Genomic DNA, 23,972 nt, shown 5'->3' with positions numbered 1-23,972 from the left:
GCGGGACTTATCTGTCTTGTTGGAGAGACCATGCGCACATTGTGGCGAATTATCGCCGGTTTTTTTAAGTGGACCTGGCGTCTTCTTAATTTCGTCAGAGAATTTATTCTCAACGTATTTCTGATCCTCATCATTCTGGCCGGTGTTGGCATCTGGTATGCCGTACAGGACAAACCGGTTGAGGCGACTAAAGGCGCGCTGCTGGTTGACCTGAGCGGAACGGTGGTCGATAAACCTTCTGTGAATAATAAAATTCGCCAGTGGGGTCGCGAATTGCTCGGCACCTCGAGCAGCCGTCTGCAGGAAAACTCACTGTTTGATCTCGTCGATACGATTCGCGCGGCAAAAGATGACAAAAACGTTACCGGGATTGTGTTACAGCTGACCGATTTCACCGGTACGGATCAGTCATCGATGCAGTATATCGGTAAAGCACTGCGTGAATTCCGCGATGCAGGCAAACCGGTTTACGCCATCGGCGACAGTTATAACCAGTCGCAATATTATCTGGCCAGCTATGCCAACAAAATTTACCTGTCGCCACAGGGCGCGGTCGATCTTCACGGTTTTGCAACCAATAATCTGTATTACAAATCGCTGCTGGATAAGCTGAAAGTCACCACCCATATCTTCCGCGTCGGAACCTATAAATCTGCCGTTGAGCCATTGATCCGTGATGATATGTCCCCTGCCGCCCGTGAGGCCGATAGCCGCTGGATCGGCGGACTCTGGACCAACTATCTCAATACCGTCTCAGCTAACCGCCAGATAACCCCTGAACAATTGTTCCCGGGGGCAGCGGGCGTGCTGGCGGGGATGCAGGCAACCGGCGGTGACATGGCGCAATATGCGCTGAAAGCCAAACTCGTTGATGCACTGGCGTCACGCACCGAAGCCGACAATGAAATGGTAAAAGCCTTTGGCTGGAATAAAAACACCAAAGACTTTAATTACACCAGCATTTACGATTACTCGCCGAAACCAAAACCGGACAATAACGATCCGCAAATCGCAGTGATCTTTGCGACCGGTGCGATCAACGACGGTGAGGAACAACCGGGTGCCGTCGGTGGTGACACCACAGCACAGCAAATTCGTGATGCCCGTCTGGATCCGAAAGTGAAAGCGATTATCCTGCGCGTTAACAGCCCGGGCGGCAGCGTCAGTGCTTCTGAAGTGATCCGTTCTGAACTGGCTGCCGCAAAAGCCGCAGGCAAGCCGGTTGTGGTATCAATGGGCGGGATGGCGGCATCCGGCGGTTACTGGATTTCAACCCCGGCCAACTATATTATCGCCAGCCCGAGCACCCTCACCGGCTCCATCGGTATCTTTGGCGTGATCAACACCTATCAGAACACGCTCGATTATGCGGGCGTGCATACCGATGGCGTGGCAACGTCGCCGCTGGCGGATATCGCTTCCACCAAAGCGCTGCCACCAGAATTCTCGCAGATGATGCAGCTGAACATTGAGAATGGTTACAAAACCTTCCTGGGTCTGGTGGCCGATTCCCGCCACAGAACACCTGAGCAAATCGATCAGATTTCCCAGGGTCATGTGTGGATCGGTTCTGATGCCAAAGCCAATGGTCTGGTGGATGAGCTGGGTGATTTCGATGATGCCGTGAAGAAAGCCGCTGAACTGGCGAAGCTACCAAACTGGCAACTGAACTGGTATGTCAGTGAACCAAGCCTGAGCGACCTGGTGTTCTCGCAGGTCAGCACATCGGTCCATGCCATGTTACCGGCTGCGATCCAGGCTTATTTGCCTGCGCCTGTCAGCAAAATGGCGACGGAGTTGAAATCGCAGGCTGATCTGTTCAGCAATATGAATGACCCGCAAAACCGTTACGCACTTTGCCTGACCTGTGGGGATGTGAAGTAAGGTTCAGTGTTGGGATAAAGAATCACCCTAATATACAGCCCGGAGCTTCTTGCTGAGAACTCCGGGCTTTTTTATGGTGGGACGCCAGCCGCGAAGTCTTTATACTTAGGGCAGTTGCTTTCACCTTTCTAAAAAAAGAACCTCTCGATGACTAAAAAATCTATTTACGTTGCCTATACCGGCGGCACAATCGGTATGCAGCGTTCTGAACAGGGTTACATTCCGGTTTCCGGCCATTTACAACGCCAGCTGGCGCTGATGCCGGAGTTCCACCGCCCGGAAATGCCTGAATTCACTATTCAGGAATATGCGCCCCTGATGGATTCCTCCGACATGACGCCGGAAGACTGGCAACACATTGCCGACGATATCCAGGCGCATTATGACGACTATGACGGTTTCGTTATCCTGCACGGCACCGACACCATGGCGTTTACCGCTTCCGCCCTGTCGTTCATGCTGGAAAACCTGAGCAAGCCGGTTATTGTGACAGGGTCACAAATCCCACTGGAAGCATTGCGTTCTGACGGGCAAATCAACCTGCTGAACTCGCTGTATATCGCGGCGAATCATCCGGTCAACGAAGTCACCCTGTTCTTCAATAACCGCCTGTACCGGGGTAACCGCAGCACCAAGGCGCATGCCGATGGTTTCGATGCCTTTGCGTCACCGAACCTTTCGCCACTGCTGGAAGCCGGGATCCACATCCGCCGCCTTTCCACACCCTCACTGCCACAAGTGCCTGCGGCGAAACTGAAAGTTCACCACATTACACCGCAGCCCATTGGCGTGGTGACAATTTATCCGGGCATTTCAGCCGAAGTGGTACAAAATTTCCTGATGCAACCGGTGAAAGCGCTGATCCTGCGTTCTTACGGCGTCGGTAACGCCCCGCAAAAAGGTGATCTGCTGAAAGTGCTGAAAGACGCATCTGAGCGTGGCATCGTGGTAGTCAATCTGACCCAATGCATCTCAGGACGCGTCAACATGGGCGGCTATGCCACCGGCAATGCCCTTGCCCATTCAGGCGTGATCAGCGGCTTTGATATGACCGTAGAAGCGGCGCTGACTAAACTGCATTATCTGCTGAGTCAGTCGCATTCTCCGCAGATCATCCGCGAACTGATGCAGCAAAATCTGCGCGGTGAACTGACTGAATAAATAAGGGGAGCGAGATGAAATCTGCTTTGTTGCTGGTCGATCTGCAAAACGATTTTTGTCGCGGTGGCGCACTGGCCGTGACTGACGGCGACGCCACGGTTGCGGTCGCCAATAAAATGATGACGTGGTGTAAAGAACAAGATATTGCCGTGGTGGCGTCGCAGGACTGGCATCCTGCCGGTCATCGCAGCTTTGCTACCAATTCCCGCGCGGAGCCCTGGACGCAGGGCGAGCTTAACGGCCTGCCGCAGGTCTGGTGGCCGGTTCACTGCGTTCAGCATGAACCGGGCGCAGAATTTCATCCGGCACTGAACCTGCCGTTGGTGGATTTTGTGGTGCAGAAAGGCACCAATCCTGACATCGACAGTTACAGTGCATTCTTCGACAACGGACATCGTGCTGCAACGGTGCTCAATGACTGGCTGAAAGCGGCGCAGATCACGCATTTATATGTGATGGGGCTGGCGACGGACTACTGTGTGAAATTCACCGTGCTGGATGCGCTGGAACTGGGATATCAGGTGACCCTGCTGACCGACGGCTGCCGTGGTGTCAACTTACAGCCAGAAGACAGTACTGAAGCGGTTGTGACCCTGCGTAAGGCGGGTGCGAAAATCAGTACGTCTGCGGATATTACCGGCTGACGCTGTCTTCCGGCTTATGAAAAAAACCGCCCCGAAAAGGAGGGCGGTTTGCCGCAAAGGTTTCCCTGGTGTCGGGGGTCAAGATGATGATACGCGGCCTAACTCTTGATCGAAACGCTGCCAGCTTTCTGTTAAATCGATGACTGAACGTTTTTTTCGCGCTTCGTCGATTTTTATTGCCGTTAACCCGGCCTCAAGTGCATCCACCACAGAGACATTAAGCGGGCTGCCTGTCTTAAGATGTTTCACTACATGTTCGGCCATCAGTGCATCCGCACCGTAATGACCGTCATAGGCATTACCTTCGTATTCGGTAGAAATTACTTTATCCCCCGAACGCGCATCATGAACCCGGAAGAAATTACGTACAAAGTCCCCCTCTGCCATGCCCTGTGAGCCAATCACGCAGAAACGACGGAATTCATCAGGAACGTTCAGATTGGCGTGAAACGCCAGCGTTGCACCGCCGCTATATTCAATCAACGCAGTCTGGTAATCGATAATGTCGGCATCGCTGGTAAATACCGCATCGGTACCTGACCAGCCGCTGGGTTTACTATGGTAAAGCCCGGCACTGGCGTTAAAATCACCCCGGGGTTCCTGATCTGGTGTGAACGACTTTCGCCCGCCAAAACTCGCCACTCTCACCGGTCTTTCCCCCATCAGGCCCTGATAGAGATCGATATCGTGGCAGCATTTTTCCAGAATGTACGGGCCGGCATATTTCTCATAGCGACGCCAGTCCCGTTGGAAAAAAGCGCCATGGAACGGGCGGATGTGCTCGGTGGCCTCAATCGAAGCAATCTCCCCCAACAACCCTTGCTGCCTGGCGTGCATCAAATCAATAAACAACGGCGAATAGCGCAGCACCAGACCCACAATAATATTGTCTGAGCCGTATTGCCTGATCAGCGCGGCCATCGCCAGGGTTTGCTCTTCGTTAATCACCACCGGCTTTTCAGTAAACACTCGCTTACCCGCCTCAAGGCCAGCCCTGACATGCTCCAGATGCAGATAATTTGGTGAGCCCACCATTAACAGGTCGAAATCGGCATTTTTAAGCAGATCATCGAGCGACGAATACGCATCTCCCGGCTTGATACCAAAGGTATGAAGATTAGGCAGACCGGCAGGCGCGGGGTCAACGTACCCGGCGATACTAAATTCCGGGTCTACCTTATGAAACTCATTAACCACATTGGACATGCGAAAACCGAGACCGACAATGCCTACTTTCATGTTTTATCCCCTGGCTGCCTTAATAAGGTGAGCTCAATGCTAAGGTCTGCGCCGGAGGAAGGTCGCCCGGCATACAATTGTATAATGATTAAACACCAACTTATTACGGTGATAAAAGTAATGTCAACAAACCTGACAGCGCATAAAGAGCATTATTGATTTATATCATTGAATGTATTGATATTAATTTTATAATTATTTTCGATGTTTTTTACTGTTGCGATTTATGTTTTTTTACCCTATCTTTTGGCTCATCACAGGTCATCCGTTTCAATAGCTTATAAGGCTTGTGCTGCGGCGTCAGGCAGGAGGGGAATTTTGCAACCAGAATACTTCGTTGGAATTGATGCCGGTGGAACACAATGTCGGGCACGACTTACCGACCATCAGGGCAATGTGTTGGCACATAGCAGCACAGGCTCAGCCAACATATTCAGCGACTTTAAGGGCGCAATCGACGCCGCGCTGGCCGCCGTTGAAAACTGCTTCAGTATTGCTGAACTCCCCGCAGGTTCGCATCAAAAAACCGCTGCCGCCTTTGGTTTTGCCGGTGCAAATGTTACCCGCATTCGTCAGCAGGCGCTGGACTGGCCGATGCCCTTTCTGCAACGGGACATCGCCTCCGATGTGGAGATTGCCTGCCTCGGCGCACACGCGGGCCAGCCAGGCGCGGTGCTGATTGTCGGCACCGGAAGTCAGGGAACAGCCTACGACGGTCAGCATTTTCATTCCGTCGGTGGATGGGGATTTGCCCTTTCCGATGGCGGCTCCGGCGCGCAGCTGGGCCGCAGCGCACTTCGGCTCGCCCTGCGTTGCCACGAGGGTCTTTCCGCGCCCTCGCCGCTCACAGATATCGTCATGGCGTATTTCGACAACAGCCCTGAAAATATGCTCCAGTGGACGCTTACGGCAACGCCCGCGCAATGGGGAACATTTGCACCGTGGGTTTTCGAACATGCCGCGCGTCAGGACAGCAACGCTCTGTCGCTGGTTCATCGCCTTGCCGCAGATATCGGGCAACATCTTTCCTTTCTGGTGAACACCAGTCAGGCTAAAGTTTGCCTGATGGGCGGCATTGCACAACCTGTGACTCCCTATCTTTCACCCAAATTACAGCAACAACTGGTTGCACCGCAGGGTGATGCCCTGCAGGGCGCGTTGTTGTTGGCAGCACATCATCAAACGCTTGTGCTAAATTCAACGCAACGCCCCCCTTACACAAAAGATGACCGCCTAAAATTATGACCGCTGCTAACAAAATTGCTCCTAACGTTTCGGCCCGCCTCCTGCGTCTGATTGTCGAAAACGCCCCCATCAGCCAGTCTGATTTGAAAGTCCGCAGCGGATTAAGTATGTCGACGGTTTCTCAGGCCACTAACCGGCTGCTGGCAAAAGGCATCATCCACGAACTTGGTTTGCGCCGGGAATCGATGGGACGCCCCAAAATTTTACTGGGTCTTGATCCGGATCAGGCAGCCGTAGTGGGTATTCAGCTTAACGCTGAACGCAATCTGATTGTGATGACCGATCTTAACGGCAGGCTGATTGGCGAACAGCAAATTCCGAGCGGCGCCATGACGCCTAAACAGCTCAGCGATGCGCTGGCGAAATTCCTTAAAAGCGTAGATGCCAACAAAGTCGGAGCAATCGGGCTGGCGTTATCGGGGATTGTCGACCCTGACAGCGGCTCGTGCGTTCGCTCCAAAGTCCTGGACTGGACAAATGTGCCCATTGCCAACATTCTGGCCGAGCGCTTCAACATACCGGTTTATATCGAAAACGATGCCAACGCCATGGCACTGGCCACGCTGGTGTTCGGTCAGTTGGGCAATGCGCAGTCGGCGATTATTGCCACCTACGGCAAGGGGATTGGCGCGGGGATCATTATCGAACGCCAGCTCTATCGCGGCAGGCACGGGACGGCGGGAGAAATTGGAAACGGCCTGATTGGTGACGGGACATCAGCCAATCTGGAGGAAGTGGCATCTTCAGGCGCTATTCTCAAGGCGCTGGCGGCACAAACTAATAGCCCTGAAATGACCAATCTGCTTGAAATTGATCAACATCCCTCTCCCGCCGCACTTGAAATTTTGGCCAGTGCCGGGCAGTACATCGGCATCTCACTTGCCAACCTCTCGATAGCACTCGATCCGGATGTTGTTTATCTGGCGATGGAACCTTCTATGGCCTCGCGGATCTTGCTGGAAAACATCACCATGAATTTTCAGGCAAACCGCCTGAAACTCACGCCGCAACTGACGCCGCTGATGTTTCTCACTGATTCAAACAGGATGTGGGCGCTGGGCGCAGCGGGCTTTGCGGTGAATAAGCTGATTGATATTTTAGCGGCATCGGCAGACGAAGAGTAACTGAGCGGAGCCTCCTCCCGTCGGGAGGAGGCAACCGACAGGAAAAACTTAGCGAATTCTCTCACCGCTTTGCGCAAACAGCAGGCACTCTTTTGCATTGATGCCAAACCTGACGGTGTCGCCGTTGGCACACAACTCCAGCTGACGTTGTTCAACAACCAACGTTTTCTCGTCCGCATAATCCAGATAAAGGTAGTTAGTGTGGCCCAGCCGTTCAGCAAAGGTTAATGTGGCACTGAACTGGCAATCCGCATTGTCCGGAGAAACGAAATGTTCAGGACGGACCCCCAGCCAGACCTTTCCGCCCTCACCCGGTGGATGCAGGAGCGGTACAATCAGGCTTTCTACACCCAGCGCCGCAATACGTAGTTGAACGTGCCCCCCGGTGGCCGCCACCACCTCAGCCGACATAAAGTTAATCCGCGGAGAACCGATAAAACCGGCGACAAACATGTTGTCAGGATCATGGTAAAGCCCGAGCGGTGAACCCACCTGTTCAATCACGCCCTGTCGCAGCACAACAATGCGGTCCGCCAGCGTCATCGCTTCAAGCTGATCGTGAGTCACATAAATCATGGTGTTGCCCAGGGATTCATGGAGTTTGGCAATTTCAATGCGCATTTGCAGACGCAATTCGGCGTCCAGGTTCGACAGCGGCTCATCAAAAAGGAAAATTCGTGGCTCGCGGATAATCGCCCGCCCGATGGCGACACGCTGGCGCTGACCACCGGAGAGCGCGCGCGGCATGCGGTCAAGCAGTTCGTTTAAATGCAACTTCTGTGCTGTCAACCCGACCAGCCGTTTGATCTCCGCTTTCGGGCGTTTCGCCACTTCCAGCGGATAGCTTAGATTACCGCGCACGGTCATATTGGGGTACAGAGCGTAAGACTGAAACACCATGGCAATCCCGCGTTCGGTTGCGGGTTGCTGAGTCATATCTACGCCGTCTACCCAGAGGCTTCCCTGTGTAATCTCTTCCAGTCCGGCAATCATGCGCAGCAGCGTTGACTTGCCGCAGCCCGACGGGCCGACAAACACCACAAATTCACCGTCGTTAATCTCCAGATCGATGCCGTGGATCACATTGACGTTTTCATAGGACTTCTTGATCGCCTTGAGCTGTAGGTTAGCCATAAGTCCTCTTTTATAAGATTAAGCCCATATAAATGGCATTGCTGCGCATCAGAAATTTGAATCCCAGCCTGGAATAGAACCCGCAAACTTGCTCGTTTTGCAGGCTGACACCAAGATGTACGCCGCTGACGCCCGCTGCACGTAATGCATTGAGTTCAGTTTCAATCATCATCCGGCCATGTCCGCCCTTCTGTGCGGCGGGCAAGATATTAATATGCAGATGTGCGGGATAAGTGCCGGTCAGTTCATCGGAAGCAGGAGAAGGTTGGCGAATGGCATCCAGCACTTTGTCATCAAGCGGCGCGACAGGCTGACGACCGGCAAACTTTTCACGCAGGGCTGGCCACCACTGCGTTTCGAGACGCCGGTTAAACGCCACCGTATCCCGGGTGCCGACCACATAGCCAACAACCTGATCGTTCTGACACAGCACAAAGGCTAAATCAGGTTCTAATACGGCATAGGGTACAGAGAAGCGCAGCCCAGGATAGGTGGCATCGCTGTACAGCGCCGTGCCATCCTGGCCGGCGTCGGACGTTTTCAAACAAATTGCGGACAGGACGTCGAGGTCACCGGTTGTGGCCTGGCGAATAATAACAGACGGCGTTGGCATAAAAAGTCCCCAGGGTTGTATAAAACCTGTCTTTAAACTAAAGAATGCCTACTTAGTTTGCAATATATAATAATTGCCATTCCGGGCAATCAGTCAACCTATGACGACGATCACAGGTTCACCCAAAAGAAAAACTGATTACCGGCTCATTCCCCGTTAACATCCTATCCTTTATTACCCGGCTAACGCGCTGTAAAGATTACGCAACTCCGTGCACATAACCATAAATTTATCCTATGACTGACAATAAGTTAGCCGGGAAATCACTGTTCAGTATATTCATATGAATTTCTCACTGACATTTAAAATAATTACACTGCAGTGAGCATATTGTACAGTGTTTAACCGCATGATTTAGCCCTAACAGCAGTGATTAATCTGGTTTTAAATCGGTCACAAGTCATACGAAAAGCTGTTTGACTTTATTTTATGATTAAAGTAAGTATTGATAGTCGGGTGAATTTTGAGTCAAAACATCATGCAAAGTGCCGGATGTGCCTTTGCCGCCAAAGAAAGGGATGCCTGTTTGTGTTGGATTGAGAGGAACGCACCACCATGTCTAAAGCCTTGCATGCACCACATCTTCATCACACCGTCGGCAATCGTGCGCCACGCGCCCTGCTTTCACTGCTGGCTCTCTCCCTCGGACTGAGTATCCTGCCGGCACAGGCCGGGACAATCGCTGCCTGGGATATCTATAACTACCCTTCGCAAACTGAGGTCATTGATCAGGCCATCAAAGATTTCGAGGCCCAGAATCCGGGTGAGAAAATCACCCGCAGTGTTCACTCCTTTGACGACACGCGCATTCCGCTGAAGCTGGCGCTTTCCTCCGGCGAAGGCCCGCAGGTGGCACAGGTTAACCAGGGCGGCGGTGACATGGGGGCTCTGGTCAAAGAGAAGTTGCTTTTTCCCATGGACGCCTACGCCAAGCAGTACGGCTGGGAAACGCGTTTTCCGAGTTCGATCCTCAAACGCAACCGTTGGTCTGATACACAAGACTTTGGCAGCGGTCATCTTTATGGCGTAGCCAGCCTCGGCGAAATGGTGGGTTTGTACTACAACAAAGCCGTGCTGGATAAAGCCGGAATACCGGTACCTAAAACTATGCCGGAGTTTGAAGCCGCGCTGGCCAGGTTAAAACAACAAGGCACCGTGCCCATCATGCTCGGTCTGCTCGATGGTTCTGTGGGTGCACAGTTGCTTTCAACCCTCTGGGAAGAGCAAATTGAAAGCAGCGATCGCAAAACGCTGGACGATCTGATTTATGACGTGGGAGGTTCGTTTAAAGACAGCAAGCTGGTAAAAGCCGCTCAAATCATGAAGGACTGGAATGCCCAAGGCTATTTCTTCCCGGGTTATCAGGGGATGGGTCGCGATGATGCCGCTTCACTGTTTCAGAATGGCCAGGCCGCCTTTTTCATCAGTGGCACCTGGTACATGGGGCAGTTTAAACCGAATAAAGACATTCATTTCTCGGCAATGCCTGCCGTGCCAGGCGTAAAAGCACCGCTGATGGTGGGCGGAACTGATTTACCGTTCTCTATTACAGTCACCGCCAAAACCAAAGCGCAGCAGGACACTGCGGCGAAATACATTAATTACATTGTTTCTGACAAGGTTGCCGAAGCCTGGCTTAAAGCCGGTTTCCTGCCCGCCTCGGCAGATAAAAATGCCAAACTTCCCGCTGACAATCCGCTGCTGGCCGACGTGTACCAAGTCTGGACTACCGTCAATGCTAATGACGGACTGGGCCATTATGTCGACTGGGCAACGCCGACCATGGGTGACGTATTGAATGCCAACGTGCAACAACTGCTGGCCGGACGCATAACACCTCAGCAATTGACTGAAAAGCTTGACGAAAATTACCAGCAATACCTTAAAACCCTAAAGCATTAAGGCGAAAAGACAGCCCAAAATGTGACAACAGGCTAACGGCCTGTTGTCACCTCAGTAAAGCAGAAGGTCATGATGAGGGTAACCATGAGGCATATCCATGCTCAATAAATCAATGCTGCAAAATATGCTTTTTGTTTTGCCGTCGCTGCTGATCTACGGCGTATTTCTGCTGGCACCGCTGCTGTTTTCAATCTGGGCGAGTTTTACTGCTTGGGATGGAACCTCGTGGCCTGTATTCATCGGCATACAGAATTTTGTTCGTATGTTTTCCGATGCAACATTCTGGACTTCCATTGCTAACAACGCCCTGCTGCTGCTGTTTTATACGCTTTGCCCGATAGTCATTGGCCTCGCGCTGTGCAGTTTCCTTAACGATACCCGTCACCACGTTGAGCGCAGCATGCTGCGTATTCTGTTTTTCCTGCCCTATATCATGCCAATGGCGGTGCTGGGTGTGGTGTGGCGCTGGCTGTACAACCCGGCATTTGGCCCGATCGATCAATTGCTGCGCGCCGTTGGACAGCCACAACTCGCCGTAGCCTGGCTGGGCGATTTTAACTGGGCGCTGCCTGCGGTGGGCTTCGTCGCAACCTGGTATTTTTTTGGCTTCTGCCTGGTGCTGTTCATGGCTGGTTTGCAACGCATGGATCCCTCACTGCTTGAGGCGGCGGAACTTGACGGCTCAAGCCGCCGGCAGAAATTCATGCGCATTACGCTGCCGGCCCTAAAACCGGAAATCCGCGTCGCGCTGCTGTTGACAGTGATCGCGGGCATCAAATCCTTCGACCTGGTCTACGTCATGACCCATGGCGGGCCTGGTACTTCGACTCTGGTCACTAATATTTATATGTATCAACAAGGTTTTGACTTACGCCATTTTGGCTATGCCTCCGCAGTGGCGATTATCGGTATGGTGATGGTGTTTATTCTAAATGGATTCATCCATCTGGCACTCAGGGAGCGTCGTTAATGCGTAGCACTTCTCTTTTCTCGCGCAGTGTGATTTGGCTGATAGCAATAATGACTATTCTGCCCTTTTTGCTGGCCCTGATGACCTCTTTCAAGACCCAGGCAGAACTGTTTCAGGGAGCCTTCACCCTGCCGGGCAGCCTGCAACTCGGCAACTATCTTTCCGCCTGGCGGGAAGGTCATTTTAATGTTTACTTTCTGAATTCAGTGATTGTGGTCATTCCGGTGATCGTCATCAGCATTTTTGCCGGGATTTTGTCGGGATTTGGTTTTGCTTTTTTGCGCCTGCCGGGGAAAAAATTCCTGGCATTTTTGCTGGGGCTGGGCATGGTCTTACCTTCGGAAGCTTTTATTATTCCGCTTTATCATGAGTTGCACTGGATGGGCATGACAAACACTTATCTGGCGCTGATTATTCCGCAGGTTGCGCTTTCGATCCCCTTCAGCACGCTAATGGTCGCCACTGCGTTCCAGCAGGTGCCGAAAGAGCTGGTCGAAGCGGCTGTGATGGACGGTTCGAGCCGCAGCAAGATTTTGTGGGGGATATTGGTACCGGCTATCTGGCCAACGCTGTCAACGCTGTCGCTGTTACTGTTTATCTGGACCTGGAACGAGTTTCTGATCCCGCTGATCCTGGTCAATAAAGATGAACTGCGCACTTTGCCGATCGGCATGATGTTTTTCCAGAATAAAAACACCTTAAATATTCCGGAACTGATGGCCGGTGCCATGATTGCTATTCTGCCCATCGTGGCGGTATTTCTGGCATTTCAGCGCAAATTTATCAGCGGCGTGACGGAAGGTGCCGTCAAATAGAGCCAATATCTTCCCGCTGCCTTAAAAAATTCATCCTTAAAGGCGCTCATCTGCGCCTTTTATCAGTCACCCCCCTTTCGCTAGCAGGGCACTCACTCAGGCTTAAGCTTAATCAGCATATCCTGCGCGAATTGCTGTTTCAGTTCCTGCTTGCTTTTCGTAACGATCTGCCCGTCCGTGCCAATGCTCATATGCTGGGCATCAACATTGTGACGCGACTGGTACAGCATTACGGCCTGCAGGCTGTGTTCTTTCTGTTGCGGTGTCAGTGCGACACCATCGGGCCATTTCCCGAGTTCAACAGCCAGGGCGAGGCGTGAATAAATTTCCGGCGTCATCACATCAATAAGTTGATTAATTTCCATCTGGGCCCCTCGTTTTCGTGCGCGATTATTCATACGGTTTGAATAATAGCTGAATCGATTTTGTCGGTAAGATTACATCACCATTTTCATACGCATTAACCGGCGGTTTTATCGCCGCTTTTGCCATCAGTGAAGCTCATTGAAGCAGAGTTTATGCAGTAACGCTCACCCGTCGGCTTCGGGCCATCCGGGAAAACATGTCCCAAATGGGCCCCGCAGCAGGTGCAGCGGATTTCAATACGCGCCATATTATGCGAATTATCAGTGAGATAATTTATCGCATCCGGGTGAACGGGTTGATAAAAACTTGGCCAGCCACATCCGGAATCGTATTTGGTATCAGAGTAGAACAAGGCTGAGTCACAGACCACGCAATGATAAATCCCTTCGCGGCGGTTGTGCAGCAGCTTGCCGGTGAACGGGGGTTCAGTGCCGCGTTTCTGTGTGACATAACGTTGTATTTCAGTGAGTTGTTCGAGTGTACAGGAGGATTTAGTTTCTATGCCCATAGTTTTCGTTCTCTGACGAATATAAAAATCAACGTAAATAACAGTTTATAATAACAAAAAATTAACAACGAGTCTGTCTGTTTTGTCCTAAACTGTATGGCATCAGCGTTAGCCAGCTTACAACTTGTGATGGCGATCACACTCTTGTTCATCCGGCTCTTTATATTCTGTTTTTCGCCCCCATGTGGTTGTGAGCCGATTAAAAAACCGGAACGTGCAATAAGCGAGCAGCAGTAGGTCGTCGCTTTGACTTACAGCAATAATTGACACGATTCCGCTTGACGCTCAGCAAGGTTTTTGTAATTTTACAACCAACCTTTTATTCACTAAAAAAATAGCTGGTGGAATATATGACTATCAAAGTAGGTATCAACGGTTTTGGCCGTATCGGTCGCATTGTTTTCCGTGCTGCTCAAGAACGTTCTGACATCGAGATCGTAGCAATCAACGATCTGTTAGACGCGGACTACATGGCATACATGCTGAAGTACGACTCAACTCATGGTCGTTTCAACGGTACTGTTGAAGTTAAAGACGGTCACCTGGTTGTTAATGGCAAAACCATCCGTGTTACCGCTGAGCGTGATCCAGCTAACCTGAAATGGAACGAAGTTAACGTTGACGTTGTAGCTGAAGCGACAGGTTTGTTCCTGGATGATGCAACTGCGCGTAAACACATCACTGCGGGCGCTAAGAAAGTTGTTCTGACTGGTCCTTCTAAAGACAACACGCCAATGTTCGTTATGGGTGTTAACCATAAAGAATACGCAGGTCAGGAAATCGTTTCTAACGCATCTTGCACCACTAACTGCCTGGCACCACTGGCTAAAGTTATCAACGACAACTTCGGTATCGTTGAAGCGCTGATGACCACCGTGCATGCAACTACCGCAACACAGAAAACTGTCGATGGCCCGTCTCATAAAGACTGGCGCGGCGGCCGCGGCGCATCCCAGAACATCATCCCTTCTTCTACCGGTGCAGCTAAAGCTGTAGGTAAAGTAATCCCGGCTCTGAACGGTAAACTGACAGGTATGGCGTTCCGCGTTCCTACTCCTAACGTTTCTGTTGTTGACCTGACTGCACGTCTGGAAAAACCAGCTTCTTACAAAGAAATCTGCGCAGTAATCAAAGCAGCTTCTGAAGCAGGCGATCTGAAAGGCGTTCTGGGTTACACCGAAGACGACGTAGTATCTACCGACTTCAACGGCGAAAAACTGACTTCCGTATTCGATGCGAAAGCAGGTATCGCGCTGAACGACAACTTTGTGAAACTGGTTTCCTGGTACGATAACGAAACTGGCTACTCAAACAAAGTATTGGATCTGATCGCTCACGTTTCCAAATAATTGGTAATGTGGATGAACTGATTGAAGGGCGACGCAAGTCGCCCTTTTGCTTTCTGTCGGATGCACTTTTTTATCAGCACATGAGTGCGATCAAACAGACAGGTTTGGTTCATGTGTAGTCTTGGTTCAAAATCGAAATTGTTTAACCCTGACAGGACTTTAGATAATGACAGAACAACTCTTTTCTCTTCCGGTCGTAAATCAGATCTCTACCTCCGTCAGCCAGCGTCTTATCGACGAACTGCCGGTGCTCGTGGTTACCCATCCTAAAGTACGTGCTGCGATTGCCCTGCAAGGCGCGCATCTGCTGTCATGGCAGCCTGAAGGCGAAGCACCTGTACTGTGGATGAGCAGCGCCAGTGCGTTCAAAGAAGGCGTCGCGATTCGTGGCGGTATTCCCATTTGCTGGCCGTGGTTTGGTCCGGCAGGCAAACCTTCCCACGGTTTCGCGCGTAACGTGGCATGGGAACTGACTGATCATCAGGAAACTGCTGAAGGTGTAGTACTGACTTTAACGCTGAAAAGCTCCCCTGAAACGCTGGAGTTGTGGCCGCATGAGTTCACGCTGACCGCACGCTTCACACTCGGCTCAACCTGCCATATCGAGCTGGAATCTACCGGTGATTTCGAAGCCAACAGCGCCCTGCACACTTATTTCAACATTGGTGATATCGCCGGTGTCAGCATCAAAGGTCTGGGCAACAGCTTTATCGATAAAGTCGATGGCGCAAAAGCCAAGCAGGAAGAAGGTGACCTGACCTTCACGGGCCAGACTGACCGCATCTATACCCAGCCACAAGCCACCAGCGAAATCGTTGATCCGGTTCTGAAACGTACGCTGGTTGTTGCGCATGAAAATAATGCTGATGTAGTGGCCTGGAACCCGGGTTCAGCACTCTCGGTGAGCATGGCTGATATGCCGGATGATGGGTATAAAACCATGGTGTGTGTGGAAACAGCGCAGGTTTCCCAGACACATAAATCAACACATGCTGCCCCGGCGCGTCTGGCGGTGACCTTCTCAATCCGGAAATAACCGGTTTGTGGGGGTAATCAAGACGAAAAAGGGGCAATTTTGCCCCTTTTTGTCGTCAGATGATTGATATGAAGGGCTGATGTCAGACCATGTCCAGCGGCGTTTTATGATCCGGCGCCGGAAACGCTGTGTCAATTCGTGCTATTTCCTCTTCCGTCAGGCTAAGCGTCAACGCCGCCGCATTCTCTTTCACGTGCTGGGGTTGTACCGCTTTAGGAATGGCGATGACATTACCCGTGCGTATTACCCAGGCCAGTGCAATCTGTGCACCGCTGACACCCCGTGTTTGGGCGATTTCCTGGATCACCGGTGCCGTCAGCACCTCGTGACGTAACTTTCCTGCCTGTGCCAGCGGGCAATAGGCCATCACAGGAACACTGTGCTCCTCACACCATGGCAGCAGGTCAAACTCAATGCCACGGGCCGCCGCGTGATACAGCACCTGATTGGTCATACATTCATTGCCACCGGGGATTTTCCACAACGCCTGCATATCGTCAGTGTCCAGATTAGAGACACCCCAGCGGCGAATTTTGCCCGATTGCTGCAATGTTTCCATCGCCGCGACAGTGTCATGTAGCGGAATCGAACCACGCCAGTGCAACAGATACAGATCCAGACAATCGGTTTTTAATCGCTTCAGACTCTGCTCACAGGCGGCAATCGCTTTCGCACCACCTGCATGGTGCGGATAGACTTTTGACACCAGAAACACATCATCGCGACGACCGGCGATGGCTTCACCTACCACCCTCTCCGCGCCGCCATCGGCGTACATTTCTGCGGTATCGATCAGCGTCATACCGCTATCCAACCCTTGCTGTAAGGCTTTCACTTCGGCACGGAGGTCGCTGTTCCGTTCCCCCATATACCAGGTACCTTGTCCGATTGCGGGTATTGTCGTGCCATCAGGCAACTGCACGGTTTTCGCTTTCATCTGTTTCCTCCGGTTGGGTCATGGGTGAAAAGCCCGTTGAACCATAAATGTGCAAATGGGGCGAATCGCCCCATTACTGTGCACATCACTCACCAGAACAGTGCATCAGATCAGAAGGTGTAAGTCACTCCCGTCCACAGTACGCCTGTCCATTCTTTTTCAATGATCGGGCTGTCAGTCACTTCACTGGACAGGCGCAGGTAGCGGCCGGTCACGAATCCTTGCCAGTCAGGCGTGAAGTTGTATTTAGCGGAAACTTCGACGTACGGGCTAAAGCTGTCGCCCGGGGAATAGCTTTCGAAGCCACTACGACGAGATTCGTCTTTGGTGACGCCATAATAATACTCATTGAGATTCGAGCTGAACCAGGTCACGCCAAAGCCCGGCACCACAGCCCAGTTAGCCCCTTTAATCGCATACAGATAACCCAGATCAGCGGTCATGCCGTTGCTGGTGTCAAGCGTATCGGCATTAAAGCTGGCGCGGACAGTCCCCCACTCAGCGTTATGCGAATAAGCCAGACCAGCCATCAGTGTTGAGTGACGTTTATCAAGTCGCTTCATGCGCTTATCATCGCTGTCACTTGGGTCGAAGCTTAATGGAAAGTAGCTGCCGGTGATGCTGAGTTTGTTGACGTCATCATTCCACAAGTAATAACCCGCCATCAGGGTGTGGAAGTAGAAGTCATCATTGTCGTAGTTGATGATCGGCACCGGGTAAACATGATCGTTATTCCCACGATACGGATCAGGGGCAACTAACGCTGAAGCACCCAGCTGCCAGGTCCCTGCAACGGCAACATGACTGCAAAGCACTGCCGCGCCGGCGAGTGACAGTGTTTTAAGATTAATCATTTTCATTGTCTTAATTCCATTAAGTAAAAAATCATCGCTAGTTTAAATGAACCGTAAACGTCGCGCTTAGCAATTTTCGGCCTATAAAAAGACATCTCCGGAAAAACCGTGGCGATCGCACAATTTAACTGCAAAATATGAAATAAAAATGACTAAAGAAACAACTTCCGCTCTGCAGAGCACGTCCTGTAAGGCTTTTCAGAGCATTCCTGATAACTGAGTCATTGATATGACTTAAAAAACGCCTAAACCATAGAGGAAATTTTCTTAATGCCAAACTACGCTTATAAATAGATGAAAGACTTAGCCTGAACGGTTGCCCGTCCCACCGGGTCTGACAGTGACACATCATCAAGACTGTCAGCTTTGAAGGGTTCTGCAAGTTGGCATAAGGGTTGCTGTAATCAGGTGGGAGATCTTTCTTCCGGGAGCGCTGAAAAAGCTCTCATTAACCTGTGCGTTACCCGAATATTTGGAATTACAGCACGTTGGTGGTTCCAGAGACGAAGGGTAAAATAACGAAGGACGGGCATCGTATGAACATATTTGACCACTATCGCCAGCGCTATGAGGCTGCCAAGGACGAAGAGTTCACACTGCAGGAATTTCTTACCATTGCACGGCAAGATCGCAGTGCTTATGTCAATGCGGCGGAACGTCTGTTGATGGCAATCGGTGAACCAGTGATGGTAGATACCGCGCTTGAACCACGCCTGTCGCGTTTATTCTCGAACCGTGTTGTTGCACGTTACCCTGCATTTGAAGAATTTTACGGCATGGAAGAGGCTATTGAACAGATTGTCTCCTACCTGAAACATGCCGCGCAGGGTCTGGAAGAAAAGAAACAAATCCTTTATTTACTGGGCCCGGTGGGTGGTGGTAAATCGTCACTGGCCGAACGGCTGAAATCCCTGATGCAACGCGTCCCGATTTACGTGCTGAGCGCCAACGGCGAACGCAGCCCGGTAAACGATCACCCGCTGTGCCTGTTTAACCCGCAGGAAGATGCGCATATTCTCGAAAAAGAATACAACATTCCGCCGCGCTATCTCGGCACGATCATGTCGCCATGGGCGGCAAAACGTCTGCATGAATTCGGGGGCGACATCACGAAGTTTAAAGTCGTGAAAGTCTGGCCGTCGATTCTCGAACAAATCGCCATCGCTAAAACGGAACCGGGCGATGAAAACAACCAGGACATTTCCGCGCTGGTCGGGAAAGTGGATATCCGTAAACTGGAAAACCACGCGCAAAACGATCCGGATGCTTACGGTTATTCCGGTGCATTATGCCGCGCAAACCAGGGTTTAATGGAATTCGTCGAAATGTTTAAGGCACCGATTAAAGTGCTGCATCCGTTACTGACGGCGACTCAGGAAGGTAACTATAACGGTACGGAGGGGATCTCCGCCCTGCCGTTCAATGGCATTATTCTGGCGCACTCCAACGAATCTGAATGGGTGACGTTCCGTAACAACAAGAATAATGAAGCGTTCCTTGACCGTGTATACATCGTCAAAGTGCCATACTGCCTGCGTGTGTCTGAAGAGATGAAAATCTACGATAAACTGCTCAGCAACAGTGAGCTCTCGCATGCCCCTTGCGCACCGGGAACCCTGGAAACGCTCGCGCGCTTTTCGATTCTCTCGCGTCTGAAAACACCAGAAAACTCCAGCAGCTATTCCAAAATGCGGGTGTATGACGGTGAAAGCCTGAAAGATACCGATCCGAAAGCCAAGTCCTATCAGGAATACCGCGATTATGCGGGCGTGGACGAAGGCATGAACGGGCTGTCGACACGTTTTGCATTTAAAATTCTCTCCCGTGTTTTCAACTTTGACCATGCCGAAGTGGCCGCCAACCCGGTTCATCTGTTCTACGTGCTGGAACAGCAAATCGAGCGTGAACAGTTCCCGCAGGATATCGCCGAGAAATATCTGGAGCACCTGAAAGGTTATCTGATCCCAAAATACGCTGAGTTTATCGGCAAAGAGATCCAGACCGCTTATCTTGAGTCCTACTCAGAATACGGACAAAACATTTTCGACCGTTATGTCACGTACGCTGACTTCTGGATCCAGGATCAGGAATACCGCGATCCGGATACCGGACAACTCTTCGATCGTGAATCGCTGAATGCCGAGCTGGAGAAAATTGAAAAACCGGCCGGGATCAGTAATCCAAAAGATTTCCGTAACGAAATCGTCAACTTCGTGCTGCGTGCCCGCGCTAATAACAGCGGCCGCAATCCAAACTGGACCAGTTACGAAAAACTGCGCACGGTGATTGAGAAAAAAATGTTCTCAAATACCGAGGAATTACTGCCAGTTATCTCGTTTAACGCCAAGACGTCGACTGATGAACAGAAAAAACATGATGATTTTGTCGACAGAATGATGGAGAAAGGATACACACGTAAACAGGTCCGCCTGCTGTGTGAATGGTACCTGCGCGTGAGAAAATCCTCATAACAGAAGATCGTTGGCAACGTCGTTTGGGGGAAATATGACGTATTTTATTGACCGCCGGCTGAATGGCAAAAATAAAAGCGCGGTGAACCGCCAGCGCTTTTTGCGCCGCTATAAGTCGCAAATCAAACAGTCGATTGCCGAGGCCATCAACAAGCGTTCGGTCACCGACGTGGATAGTGGGGAGTCGGTTTCGATCCCCAATTCCGATATCAACGAGCCCATGTTTCATCAGGGCCGCGGTGGCTTGCGCCACCGTGTTCACCCCGGCAACGACCACTTTGTACAGAATGACCGCATCGAACGACCGCAGGGGGGCGGCGGCGGCGGCAGTGGTCAGGGCGAAGCCAGTCAGGACGGTGAAGGCGAAGATGAGTTTTCATTCCAGATCTCCAAAGACGAATATCTCGATCTGCTGTTTGAAGATCTGGCGCTGCCAAACCTGAGAAAAAACCAGCACAAGCAGCTGAATGAATTCAAAACCCACCGCTCCGGTTACACGTCTAATGGCGTGCCGGCCAATATCAGTGTGGTACGTTCTTTGCAAAACTCGCTGGCACGCCGTACGGCGATGACCGCGGGTAAAAAACGGGAGCTGCGTCAACTGGAATCGACGCTGACCGAGGTCGAGCACAGCGAACCGGCACAGTTACTGGAAGAAGAACGGTTGCGCAAAGAGATTGCTGAGCTGCGGGCAAAAATCGCCAAAACGCCGTTTATCGATACCTTTGATTTACGTTACCGTAACTACGAACGTCGCCCCGAGCCTTCCAGCCAGGCGGTGATGTTCTGTCTGATGGATGTCTCCGGTTCGATGGATCAGGCAACCAAGGATATGGCCAAACGTTTCTATATCCTGCTTTATCTGTTCCTGAGCCGGACGTACAAAAACGTCGATGTGGTCTATATCCGTCACCATACACAAGCTAAAGAAGTGGATGAACAGGAGTTCTTCTACTCGCAGGAGACCGGCGGCACCATTGTGTCGAGTGCCCTGAAACTGATGGATGAAGTCATTCAGGAACGCTACGACCCGGCGCAGTGGAATATTTATGCCGCGCAGGCCTCCGATGGCGATAACTGGGCTGACGACTCCCCGCTCTGTCACCAGCTTCTGGCACAGAAGATCCTGCCGATGGTGCGTTATTACAGCTATATCGAAATCACCCGCCGCGCCCACCAGACGCTGTGGCGTGAATACGAAGTGCTACAGGAGAAATTCGATAATTTCGCTATGCAGCATATCCGCGAGCAGGAAGATATTTATCCGGTATTCAGGGAGCTGTTTCATAAACAAGTTCAAGAACGCTGATGTTTAGCCTTTAAAACAGCTGGTTAAGTGGCATTATCCAGCTGTTTTTCCTCTTCCCAAGCGCCTTTCCCTTTTCAATGAGAGCAGATATTTACCCTTCATTCTGGGGAAGCGCTCCTCTCTGCAAAATCTTTTCTTACGATTGCCTATGAGGCCATGACGTGTATGAATGAAAATATTACGTCCTTGTAAGCACATTCTGCTGCTAACTAGGTGCATCATATAACGGATCTTTAACGCCATTACCAGCCCACTGCGCTTCACTCGCCAGAGACTTATTTAGATTCAGGCACTCATCGCCCCCAGACTGCGCAATATCTTGAACAACTCCAGCAGTTTCTTAGCACCAACTGAATTTTAAATATTTATAGCTAACAATTCCCGATTGTCTTGATATGCGGGGCGCTTACAGATCGTCTTTGCCCGCCAGTAAGTCACCTACAGATGCTTTTACAGGCTGAAAAATAAAACTGAGCTTTTGCGAAGCCTTTGACACGGACGCGGCAGCGAAATGGATGAAGCATTACCCCGGCGGCCTGATGTTTGCCGAGTAATCACACCCTCATCCCCGGCCAGCGCCGGGGTTTTTATTTTAACGCTAGGGTGTCGGGGCATGGCCCTGACCGGATGGTTTCGTCATACCGTCGGCATGACGGTAATGACAAAACATTTCCAGCCCGGTTGCTGAAGCATTTCCAGGCAACCGCCAAAGATCACGAACAAGAGCAATGGGATGAAGGCAGCACGGAGAGTCTGACCGGTAAAAATAACGTTCCCGGCGCGAGGGCTAGGACGTTTTTAACGTTAAATAGGTTCACTTGTTTCTAAAACTGCTTCCTTATATCCTTCAAGATTACTACTTAACCAATTTTCGTTCTGACGCTTCACATGAAACTTAACCACTGCACCAAATTCATCATGAGAAATAATCACATTTAATTTCTGGGACTGATTGTATTTTTTCCAGCAAGCTAATATTTGCTCACAAAATAAAAATGAGTAATCCAGATACCGTTCGGATACATAATCATCAATATGAAAAGAGTTTACAAAACATTCAACCCCTGTCCTATCAGGGAAATTATCTAACCCTTGGTAATTTTTGTATAGAGAGCGTAAAAAAACACAGCCGTTATCTTCTAAAAAACCGCCATTAATCCATGACTGCAAATCATCAGGAAGAGATAACCCCCTCCAATCTGCAACCTTCATTTCCTTTTCCATCAAATAATTACACTTCATTTCTTCTCTCCTAAATACTGAGTCAACCCTTTATTGATCGCCTTCTTAAATGATGGGTCATTCAATAGATTATTTACCGACTTAGGTGCATCGGGGAATGAATCCGTCTTGGGATCATAAAGATATTTATTATCCTTATTATCTTGATAATGTAGTTGCCCCGCTCTTTGTCCTGGTGCAGGATTTTCAACATCTATTCGTTCCTTACCGGCACCTTTCCATATAGTTTTACTGGACGTCTGAACTCCATTGGCCCCCAACATATGCCCATCAGCCAAATAAGCCAAGTCATCCTTATTCGGCCCATCCGGGATCGGCGTCGTGGTGGTATTTCCGGCAGTAGACGGTGCGCCATCGGTATTTCCGGTATGACTGGCTCCGTTCTTATCCGACTGATCCGGGGTCGTCAGCGTGGTGGCTGTGCTCTCCGCCGGGGCCGGATTTTCGAGCTTACCGCCGGTCGGATCTTTATCCGCTATCGGTAACTCCGTATGCCCCGGTCCACGGGTGCCGTCACGCACCGCGCACTGTTCGCGGGTACCTTCACAAGTATATCCCGCACCTTGATCTTCTTTAGTATCCTGTTGTTGCTGGCTTCCATTTCCAATTGCACCAGAGATTGCTGCATTCAGTGCAGATGCAGTGCTGCCTAATGCCAGCGCATTATTCTCAACCGCATTCTTCCCCGCCTGCGCCCCTGTCGTCGCAGAAGACAGGTTATTGCCCGCTGTTGCTCCGGCAACACCCGCCGCCAGCGTACTCAGTAAGCTGATTTCCTGCCGGTCGCTCTGCGAAAGTTTATCTATATCCGCCTGAGTGGTCGCATGGTAATAATATTTCGCTATATAACGCGCGGCAAGTTCACCACTGAACGCGCCGGCAGCACCCGCTGCTGCATTGCCTCCGGACATTTGCGCTGCTACAGCGCCCCAGACGGCATGGGCCATCGCATTAGCGCAACGTTGGACGTGCCGTCTTCATTCAGCGTGTAACTTTTGATTTCCCAGGCAATCAGCAGGCTTATTCCCCCTGCGATTTACGGCAGACTTCAGGCACCGGTGTTCCCTGCTCGGCCTGTTTTAGGGCAAAAACAATCTGCTCTTCGGTGAATCGTGACTTTTTCATCGGCACATCCTCCGTTCAGGGGAGTCATTATCATGCCGGAATCC

General features: G+C 51.0%; 21 protein-coding genes and 1 pseudogene. 12 read left to right on the top strand and 10 right to left on the bottom strand.

What is annotated here, in order from left to right; all coding sequences use genetic code 11:
- The first annotated feature begins 30 nt into the window (after nt 1-30).
- The 3 genes from sppA (at nt 31) to pncA (ending at nt 3,689) form a co-directional block, all read left to right on the top strand.
- Complete coding sequence (gene sppA / locus ACOZIO_RS00930) at nt 31-1,884, top strand: signal peptide peptidase SppA (protein WP_421594825.1); 1,854 nt, start codon at nt 31-33, stop codon at nt 1,882-1,884.
- 147 nt (nt 1,885-2,031) lie between these two features.
- Nucleotides 2,032-3,045 carry an asparaginase gene (gene ansA, locus ACOZIO_RS00925; RefSeq protein ID WP_217138576.1) on the top strand — a complete coding sequence of 338 codons (1,014 nt, stop codon included), beginning with the start codon at nt 2,032-2,034 and terminating at the stop codon, nt 3,043-3,045.
- A 14-nt stretch (nt 3,046-3,059) separates the two neighbouring features.
- The gene (gene pncA / locus ACOZIO_RS00920; protein ID WP_129951145.1) at nt 3,060-3,689 is read left to right on the top strand and encodes a bifunctional nicotinamidase/pyrazinamidase; all 630 of its coding nucleotides are present in this window, start codon (nt 3,060-3,062) and stop codon (nt 3,687-3,689) included.
- Between the two features lie 78 nt (nt 3,690-3,767).
- Here the strand turns inward: pncA and ACOZIO_RS00915 are convergent, their stop codons facing one another.
- Nucleotides 3,768-4,928: a Gfo/Idh/MocA family protein gene (locus ACOZIO_RS00915; protein ID WP_129951144.1), complete on the bottom strand. Its 1,161-nt coding sequence runs from the start codon at nt 4,926-4,928 to the stop codon at nt 3,768-3,770.
- 318 nt (nt 4,929-5,246) lie between these two features.
- On the opposite strand from ACOZIO_RS00915, the gene ACOZIO_RS00910 reads away from it, so the two are divergent.
- On the top strand, nt 5,247-6,173 hold the full coding sequence (locus tag ACOZIO_RS00910) for a BadF/BadG/BcrA/BcrD ATPase family protein (protein ID WP_129951143.1): 927 nt from the start codon (nt 5,247-5,249) through the stop codon (nt 6,171-6,173).
- On the top strand, nt 6,170-7,297 hold the full coding sequence (locus ACOZIO_RS00905; RefSeq protein ID WP_129990795.1) for an ROK family transcriptional regulator: 1,128 nt from the start codon (nt 6,170-6,172) through the stop codon (nt 7,295-7,297). Before ACOZIO_RS00910 ends, ACOZIO_RS00905 begins: the two co-directional genes overlap by 4 nt.
- Before the next feature lie 48 nt (nt 7,298-7,345).
- Here ACOZIO_RS00905 and ACOZIO_RS00900 read toward each other — a convergent pair whose 3' ends face one another.
- Together ACOZIO_RS00900 and ACOZIO_RS00895 are read right to left on the bottom strand one after the other, a co-directional pair.
- The gene (locus ACOZIO_RS00900; protein WP_421594824.1) at nt 7,346-8,431 is read right to left on the bottom strand and encodes an ABC transporter ATP-binding protein; all 1,086 of its coding nucleotides are present in this window, start codon (nt 8,429-8,431) and stop codon (nt 7,346-7,348) included.
- A 10-nt stretch (nt 8,432-8,441) separates the two neighbouring features.
- The gene (locus ACOZIO_RS00895) at nt 8,442-9,044 is read right to left on the bottom strand and encodes a GNAT family N-acetyltransferase (protein WP_129951140.1); all 603 of its coding nucleotides are present in this window, start codon (nt 9,042-9,044) and stop codon (nt 8,442-8,444) included.
- 555 nt (nt 9,045-9,599) lie between these two features.
- Here ACOZIO_RS00895 and ACOZIO_RS00890 point away from each other — a divergent pair.
- From ACOZIO_RS00890 to ACOZIO_RS00880, 3 genes are all read left to right on the top strand, one after another.
- Nucleotides 9,600-10,946: an extracellular solute-binding protein gene (locus ACOZIO_RS00890; RefSeq protein ID WP_421594823.1), complete on the top strand. Its 1,347-nt coding sequence runs from the start codon at nt 9,600-9,602 to the stop codon at nt 10,944-10,946.
- A 97-nt stretch (nt 10,947-11,043) separates the two neighbouring features.
- Nucleotides 11,044-11,916 carry a carbohydrate ABC transporter permease gene (locus ACOZIO_RS00885; RefSeq protein ID WP_129951138.1) on the top strand — a complete coding sequence of 291 codons (873 nt, stop codon included), beginning with the start codon at nt 11,044-11,046 and terminating at the stop codon, nt 11,914-11,916.
- On the top strand, nt 11,916-12,731 hold the full coding sequence (locus ACOZIO_RS00880; protein WP_129951137.1) for a carbohydrate ABC transporter permease: 816 nt from the start codon (nt 11,916-11,918) through the stop codon (nt 12,729-12,731). Before ACOZIO_RS00885 ends, ACOZIO_RS00880 begins: the two co-directional genes overlap by 1 nt.
- Nucleotides 12,732-12,823: 92 nt before the next feature.
- Here ACOZIO_RS00880 and ACOZIO_RS00875 read toward each other — a convergent pair whose 3' ends face one another.
- The gene (locus ACOZIO_RS00875; RefSeq protein WP_129990800.1) at nt 12,824-13,096 is read right to left on the bottom strand and encodes a YeaC family protein; all 273 of its coding nucleotides are present in this window, start codon (nt 13,094-13,096) and stop codon (nt 12,824-12,826) included.
- A gap of 95 nt (nt 13,097-13,191) precedes the next feature.
- Nucleotides 13,192-13,605, bottom strand: coding sequence for a peptide-methionine (R)-S-oxide reductase MsrB (gene msrB, locus ACOZIO_RS00870; RefSeq protein ID WP_129951135.1), 414 nt, complete (start codon nt 13,603-13,605; stop codon nt 13,192-13,194).
- A 350-nt stretch (nt 13,606-13,955) separates the two neighbouring features.
- Between msrB and gapA the strand changes: the two genes are divergently transcribed.
- Together gapA and ACOZIO_RS00860 are read left to right on the top strand one after the other, a co-directional pair.
- Nucleotides 13,956-14,954, top strand: coding sequence for a glyceraldehyde-3-phosphate dehydrogenase (gene gapA / locus ACOZIO_RS00865; protein WP_013575362.1), 999 nt, complete (start codon nt 13,956-13,958; stop codon nt 14,952-14,954).
- A gap of 166 nt (nt 14,955-15,120) precedes the next feature.
- Nucleotides 15,121-15,990 (top strand): D-hexose-6-phosphate mutarotase, encoded by an 870-nt coding sequence (locus ACOZIO_RS00860; RefSeq protein WP_129951134.1) that lies wholly within the window; start codon nt 15,121-15,123, stop codon nt 15,988-15,990.
- A gap of 82 nt (nt 15,991-16,072) precedes the next feature.
- Here the strand turns inward: ACOZIO_RS00860 and ACOZIO_RS00855 are convergent, their stop codons facing one another.
- Both ACOZIO_RS00855 and ACOZIO_RS00850 read right to left on the bottom strand, forming a co-directional pair.
- Nucleotides 16,073-16,927 carry an aldo/keto reductase gene (locus tag ACOZIO_RS00855; protein WP_129951133.1) on the bottom strand — a complete coding sequence of 285 codons (855 nt, stop codon included), beginning with the start codon at nt 16,925-16,927 and terminating at the stop codon, nt 16,073-16,075.
- A 110-nt stretch (nt 16,928-17,037) separates the two neighbouring features.
- On the bottom strand, nt 17,038-17,787 hold the full coding sequence (locus tag ACOZIO_RS00850) for a MipA/OmpV family protein (protein ID WP_129951132.1): 750 nt from the start codon (nt 17,785-17,787) through the stop codon (nt 17,038-17,040).
- A 530-nt stretch (nt 17,788-18,317) separates the two neighbouring features.
- Between ACOZIO_RS00850 and yeaG the strand changes: the two genes are divergently transcribed.
- Nucleotides 18,318-20,252: a protein kinase YeaG gene (yeaG, locus tag ACOZIO_RS00845; RefSeq protein WP_129951131.1), complete on the top strand. Its 1,935-nt coding sequence runs from the start codon at nt 18,318-18,320 to the stop codon at nt 20,250-20,252.
- 34 nt (nt 20,253-20,286) lie between these two features.
- Complete coding sequence (locus tag ACOZIO_RS00840) at nt 20,287-21,561, top strand: YeaH/YhbH family protein (RefSeq protein WP_129951130.1); 1,275 nt, start codon at nt 20,287-20,289, stop codon at nt 21,559-21,561.
- Nucleotides 21,562-22,365: 804 nt separating this feature from the next.
- Here the strand turns inward: ACOZIO_RS00840 and ACOZIO_RS00835 are convergent.
- From ACOZIO_RS00835 to ACOZIO_RS00825, 3 genes and pseudogenes are all read right to left on the bottom strand, one after another.
- A complete protein-coding gene (locus ACOZIO_RS00835; RefSeq protein ID WP_015697206.1) occupies nt 22,366-22,803 on the bottom strand; it encodes a hypothetical protein in 438 nt (145 codons plus the stop codon).
- Complete coding sequence (locus ACOZIO_RS00830) at nt 22,800-23,750, bottom strand: VENN motif pre-toxin domain-containing protein (protein WP_421594822.1); 951 nt, start codon at nt 23,748-23,750, stop codon at nt 22,800-22,802. The genes ACOZIO_RS00835 and ACOZIO_RS00830 overlap by 4 nt, the downstream gene beginning before the upstream one ends.
- An 88-nt stretch (nt 23,751-23,838) precedes the next feature.
- A pseudogene (locus ACOZIO_RS00825) lies at nt 23,839-23,928 on the bottom strand (transposase); the annotation flags it as partial.
- Nucleotides 23,929-23,972 lie beyond the last annotated feature (44 nt).

This window comes from Rahnella sp. PD4 (assembly GCF_049199325.1).
In the GTDB taxonomy this organism is placed as follows: Bacteria; Pseudomonadota; Gammaproteobacteria; order Enterobacterales; family Enterobacteriaceae; genus Rahnella; species Rahnella perminowiae.
This window is presented reverse-complemented; position numbering and strand designations above follow the sequence as displayed.

Excerpts from the sequence above, each read along its gene's own strand:
- ACOZIO_RS00905 (WP_129990795.1), top strand. The coding sequence starts at position 6,170 with ATGACCGCTGCTAACAAAATTGCTCCTAACGTTTCGGCCCGCCTCCTG.
- ACOZIO_RS00840 (WP_129951130.1), top strand. The coding sequence starts at position 20,287 with ATGACGTATTTTATTGACCGCCGGCTGAATGGCAAAAATAAAAGCGCG.
- ACOZIO_RS00835 (WP_015697206.1), bottom strand. The coding sequence starts at position 22,803 with ATGAAGTGTAATTATTTGATGGAAAAGGAAATGAAGGTTGCAGATTGG.
- ACOZIO_RS00885 (WP_129951138.1), top strand. The coding sequence starts at position 11,044 with ATGCTCAATAAATCAATGCTGCAAAATATGCTTTTTGTTTTGCCGTCG.
- msrB (WP_129951135.1), bottom strand. The coding sequence starts at position 13,605 with ATGGGCATAGAAACTAAATCCTCCTGTACACTCGAACAACTCACTGAA.
- ACOZIO_RS00890 (WP_421594823.1), top strand. The coding sequence starts at position 9,600 with ATGTCTAAAGCCTTGCATGCACCACATCTTCATCACACCGTCGGCAAT.
- ACOZIO_RS00880 (WP_129951137.1), top strand. The coding sequence starts at position 11,916 with ATGCGTAGCACTTCTCTTTTCTCGCGCAGTGTGATTTGGCTGATAGCA.
- pncA (WP_129951145.1), top strand. The coding sequence starts at position 3,060 with ATGAAATCTGCTTTGTTGCTGGTCGATCTGCAAAACGATTTTTGTCGC.
- ACOZIO_RS00875 (WP_129990800.1), bottom strand. The coding sequence starts at position 13,096 with ATGGAAATTAATCAACTTATTGATGTGATGACGCCGGAAATTTATTCA.
- ACOZIO_RS00850 (WP_129951132.1), bottom strand. The coding sequence starts at position 17,787 with ATGAAAATGATTAATCTTAAAACACTGTCACTCGCCGGCGCGGCAGTG.
- ACOZIO_RS00915 (WP_129951144.1), bottom strand. The coding sequence starts at position 4,928 with ATGAAAGTAGGCATTGTCGGTCTCGGTTTTCGCATGTCCAATGTGGTT.
- ACOZIO_RS00830 (WP_421594822.1), bottom strand. The coding sequence starts at position 23,750 with ATGGCCCATGCCGTCTGGGGCGCTGTAGCAGCGCAAATGTCCGGAGGC.
- sppA (WP_421594825.1), top strand. The coding sequence starts at position 31 with ATGCGCACATTGTGGCGAATTATCGCCGGTTTTTTTAAGTGGACCTGG.
- ansA (WP_217138576.1), top strand. The coding sequence starts at position 2,032 with ATGACTAAAAAATCTATTTACGTTGCCTATACCGGCGGCACAATCGGT.
- ACOZIO_RS00855 (WP_129951133.1), bottom strand. The coding sequence starts at position 16,927 with ATGAAAGCGAAAACCGTGCAGTTGCCTGATGGCACGACAATACCCGCA.
- ACOZIO_RS00900 (WP_421594824.1), bottom strand. The coding sequence starts at position 8,431 with ATGGCTAACCTACAGCTCAAGGCGATCAAGAAGTCCTATGAAAACGTC.
- gapA (WP_013575362.1), top strand. The coding sequence starts at position 13,956 with ATGACTATCAAAGTAGGTATCAACGGTTTTGGCCGTATCGGTCGCATT.
- yeaG (WP_129951131.1), top strand. The coding sequence starts at position 18,318 with ATGAACATATTTGACCACTATCGCCAGCGCTATGAGGCTGCCAAGGAC.
- ACOZIO_RS00895 (WP_129951140.1), bottom strand. The coding sequence starts at position 9,044 with ATGCCAACGCCGTCTGTTATTATTCGCCAGGCCACAACCGGTGACCTC.
- ACOZIO_RS00860 (WP_129951134.1), top strand. The coding sequence starts at position 15,121 with ATGACAGAACAACTCTTTTCTCTTCCGGTCGTAAATCAGATCTCTACC.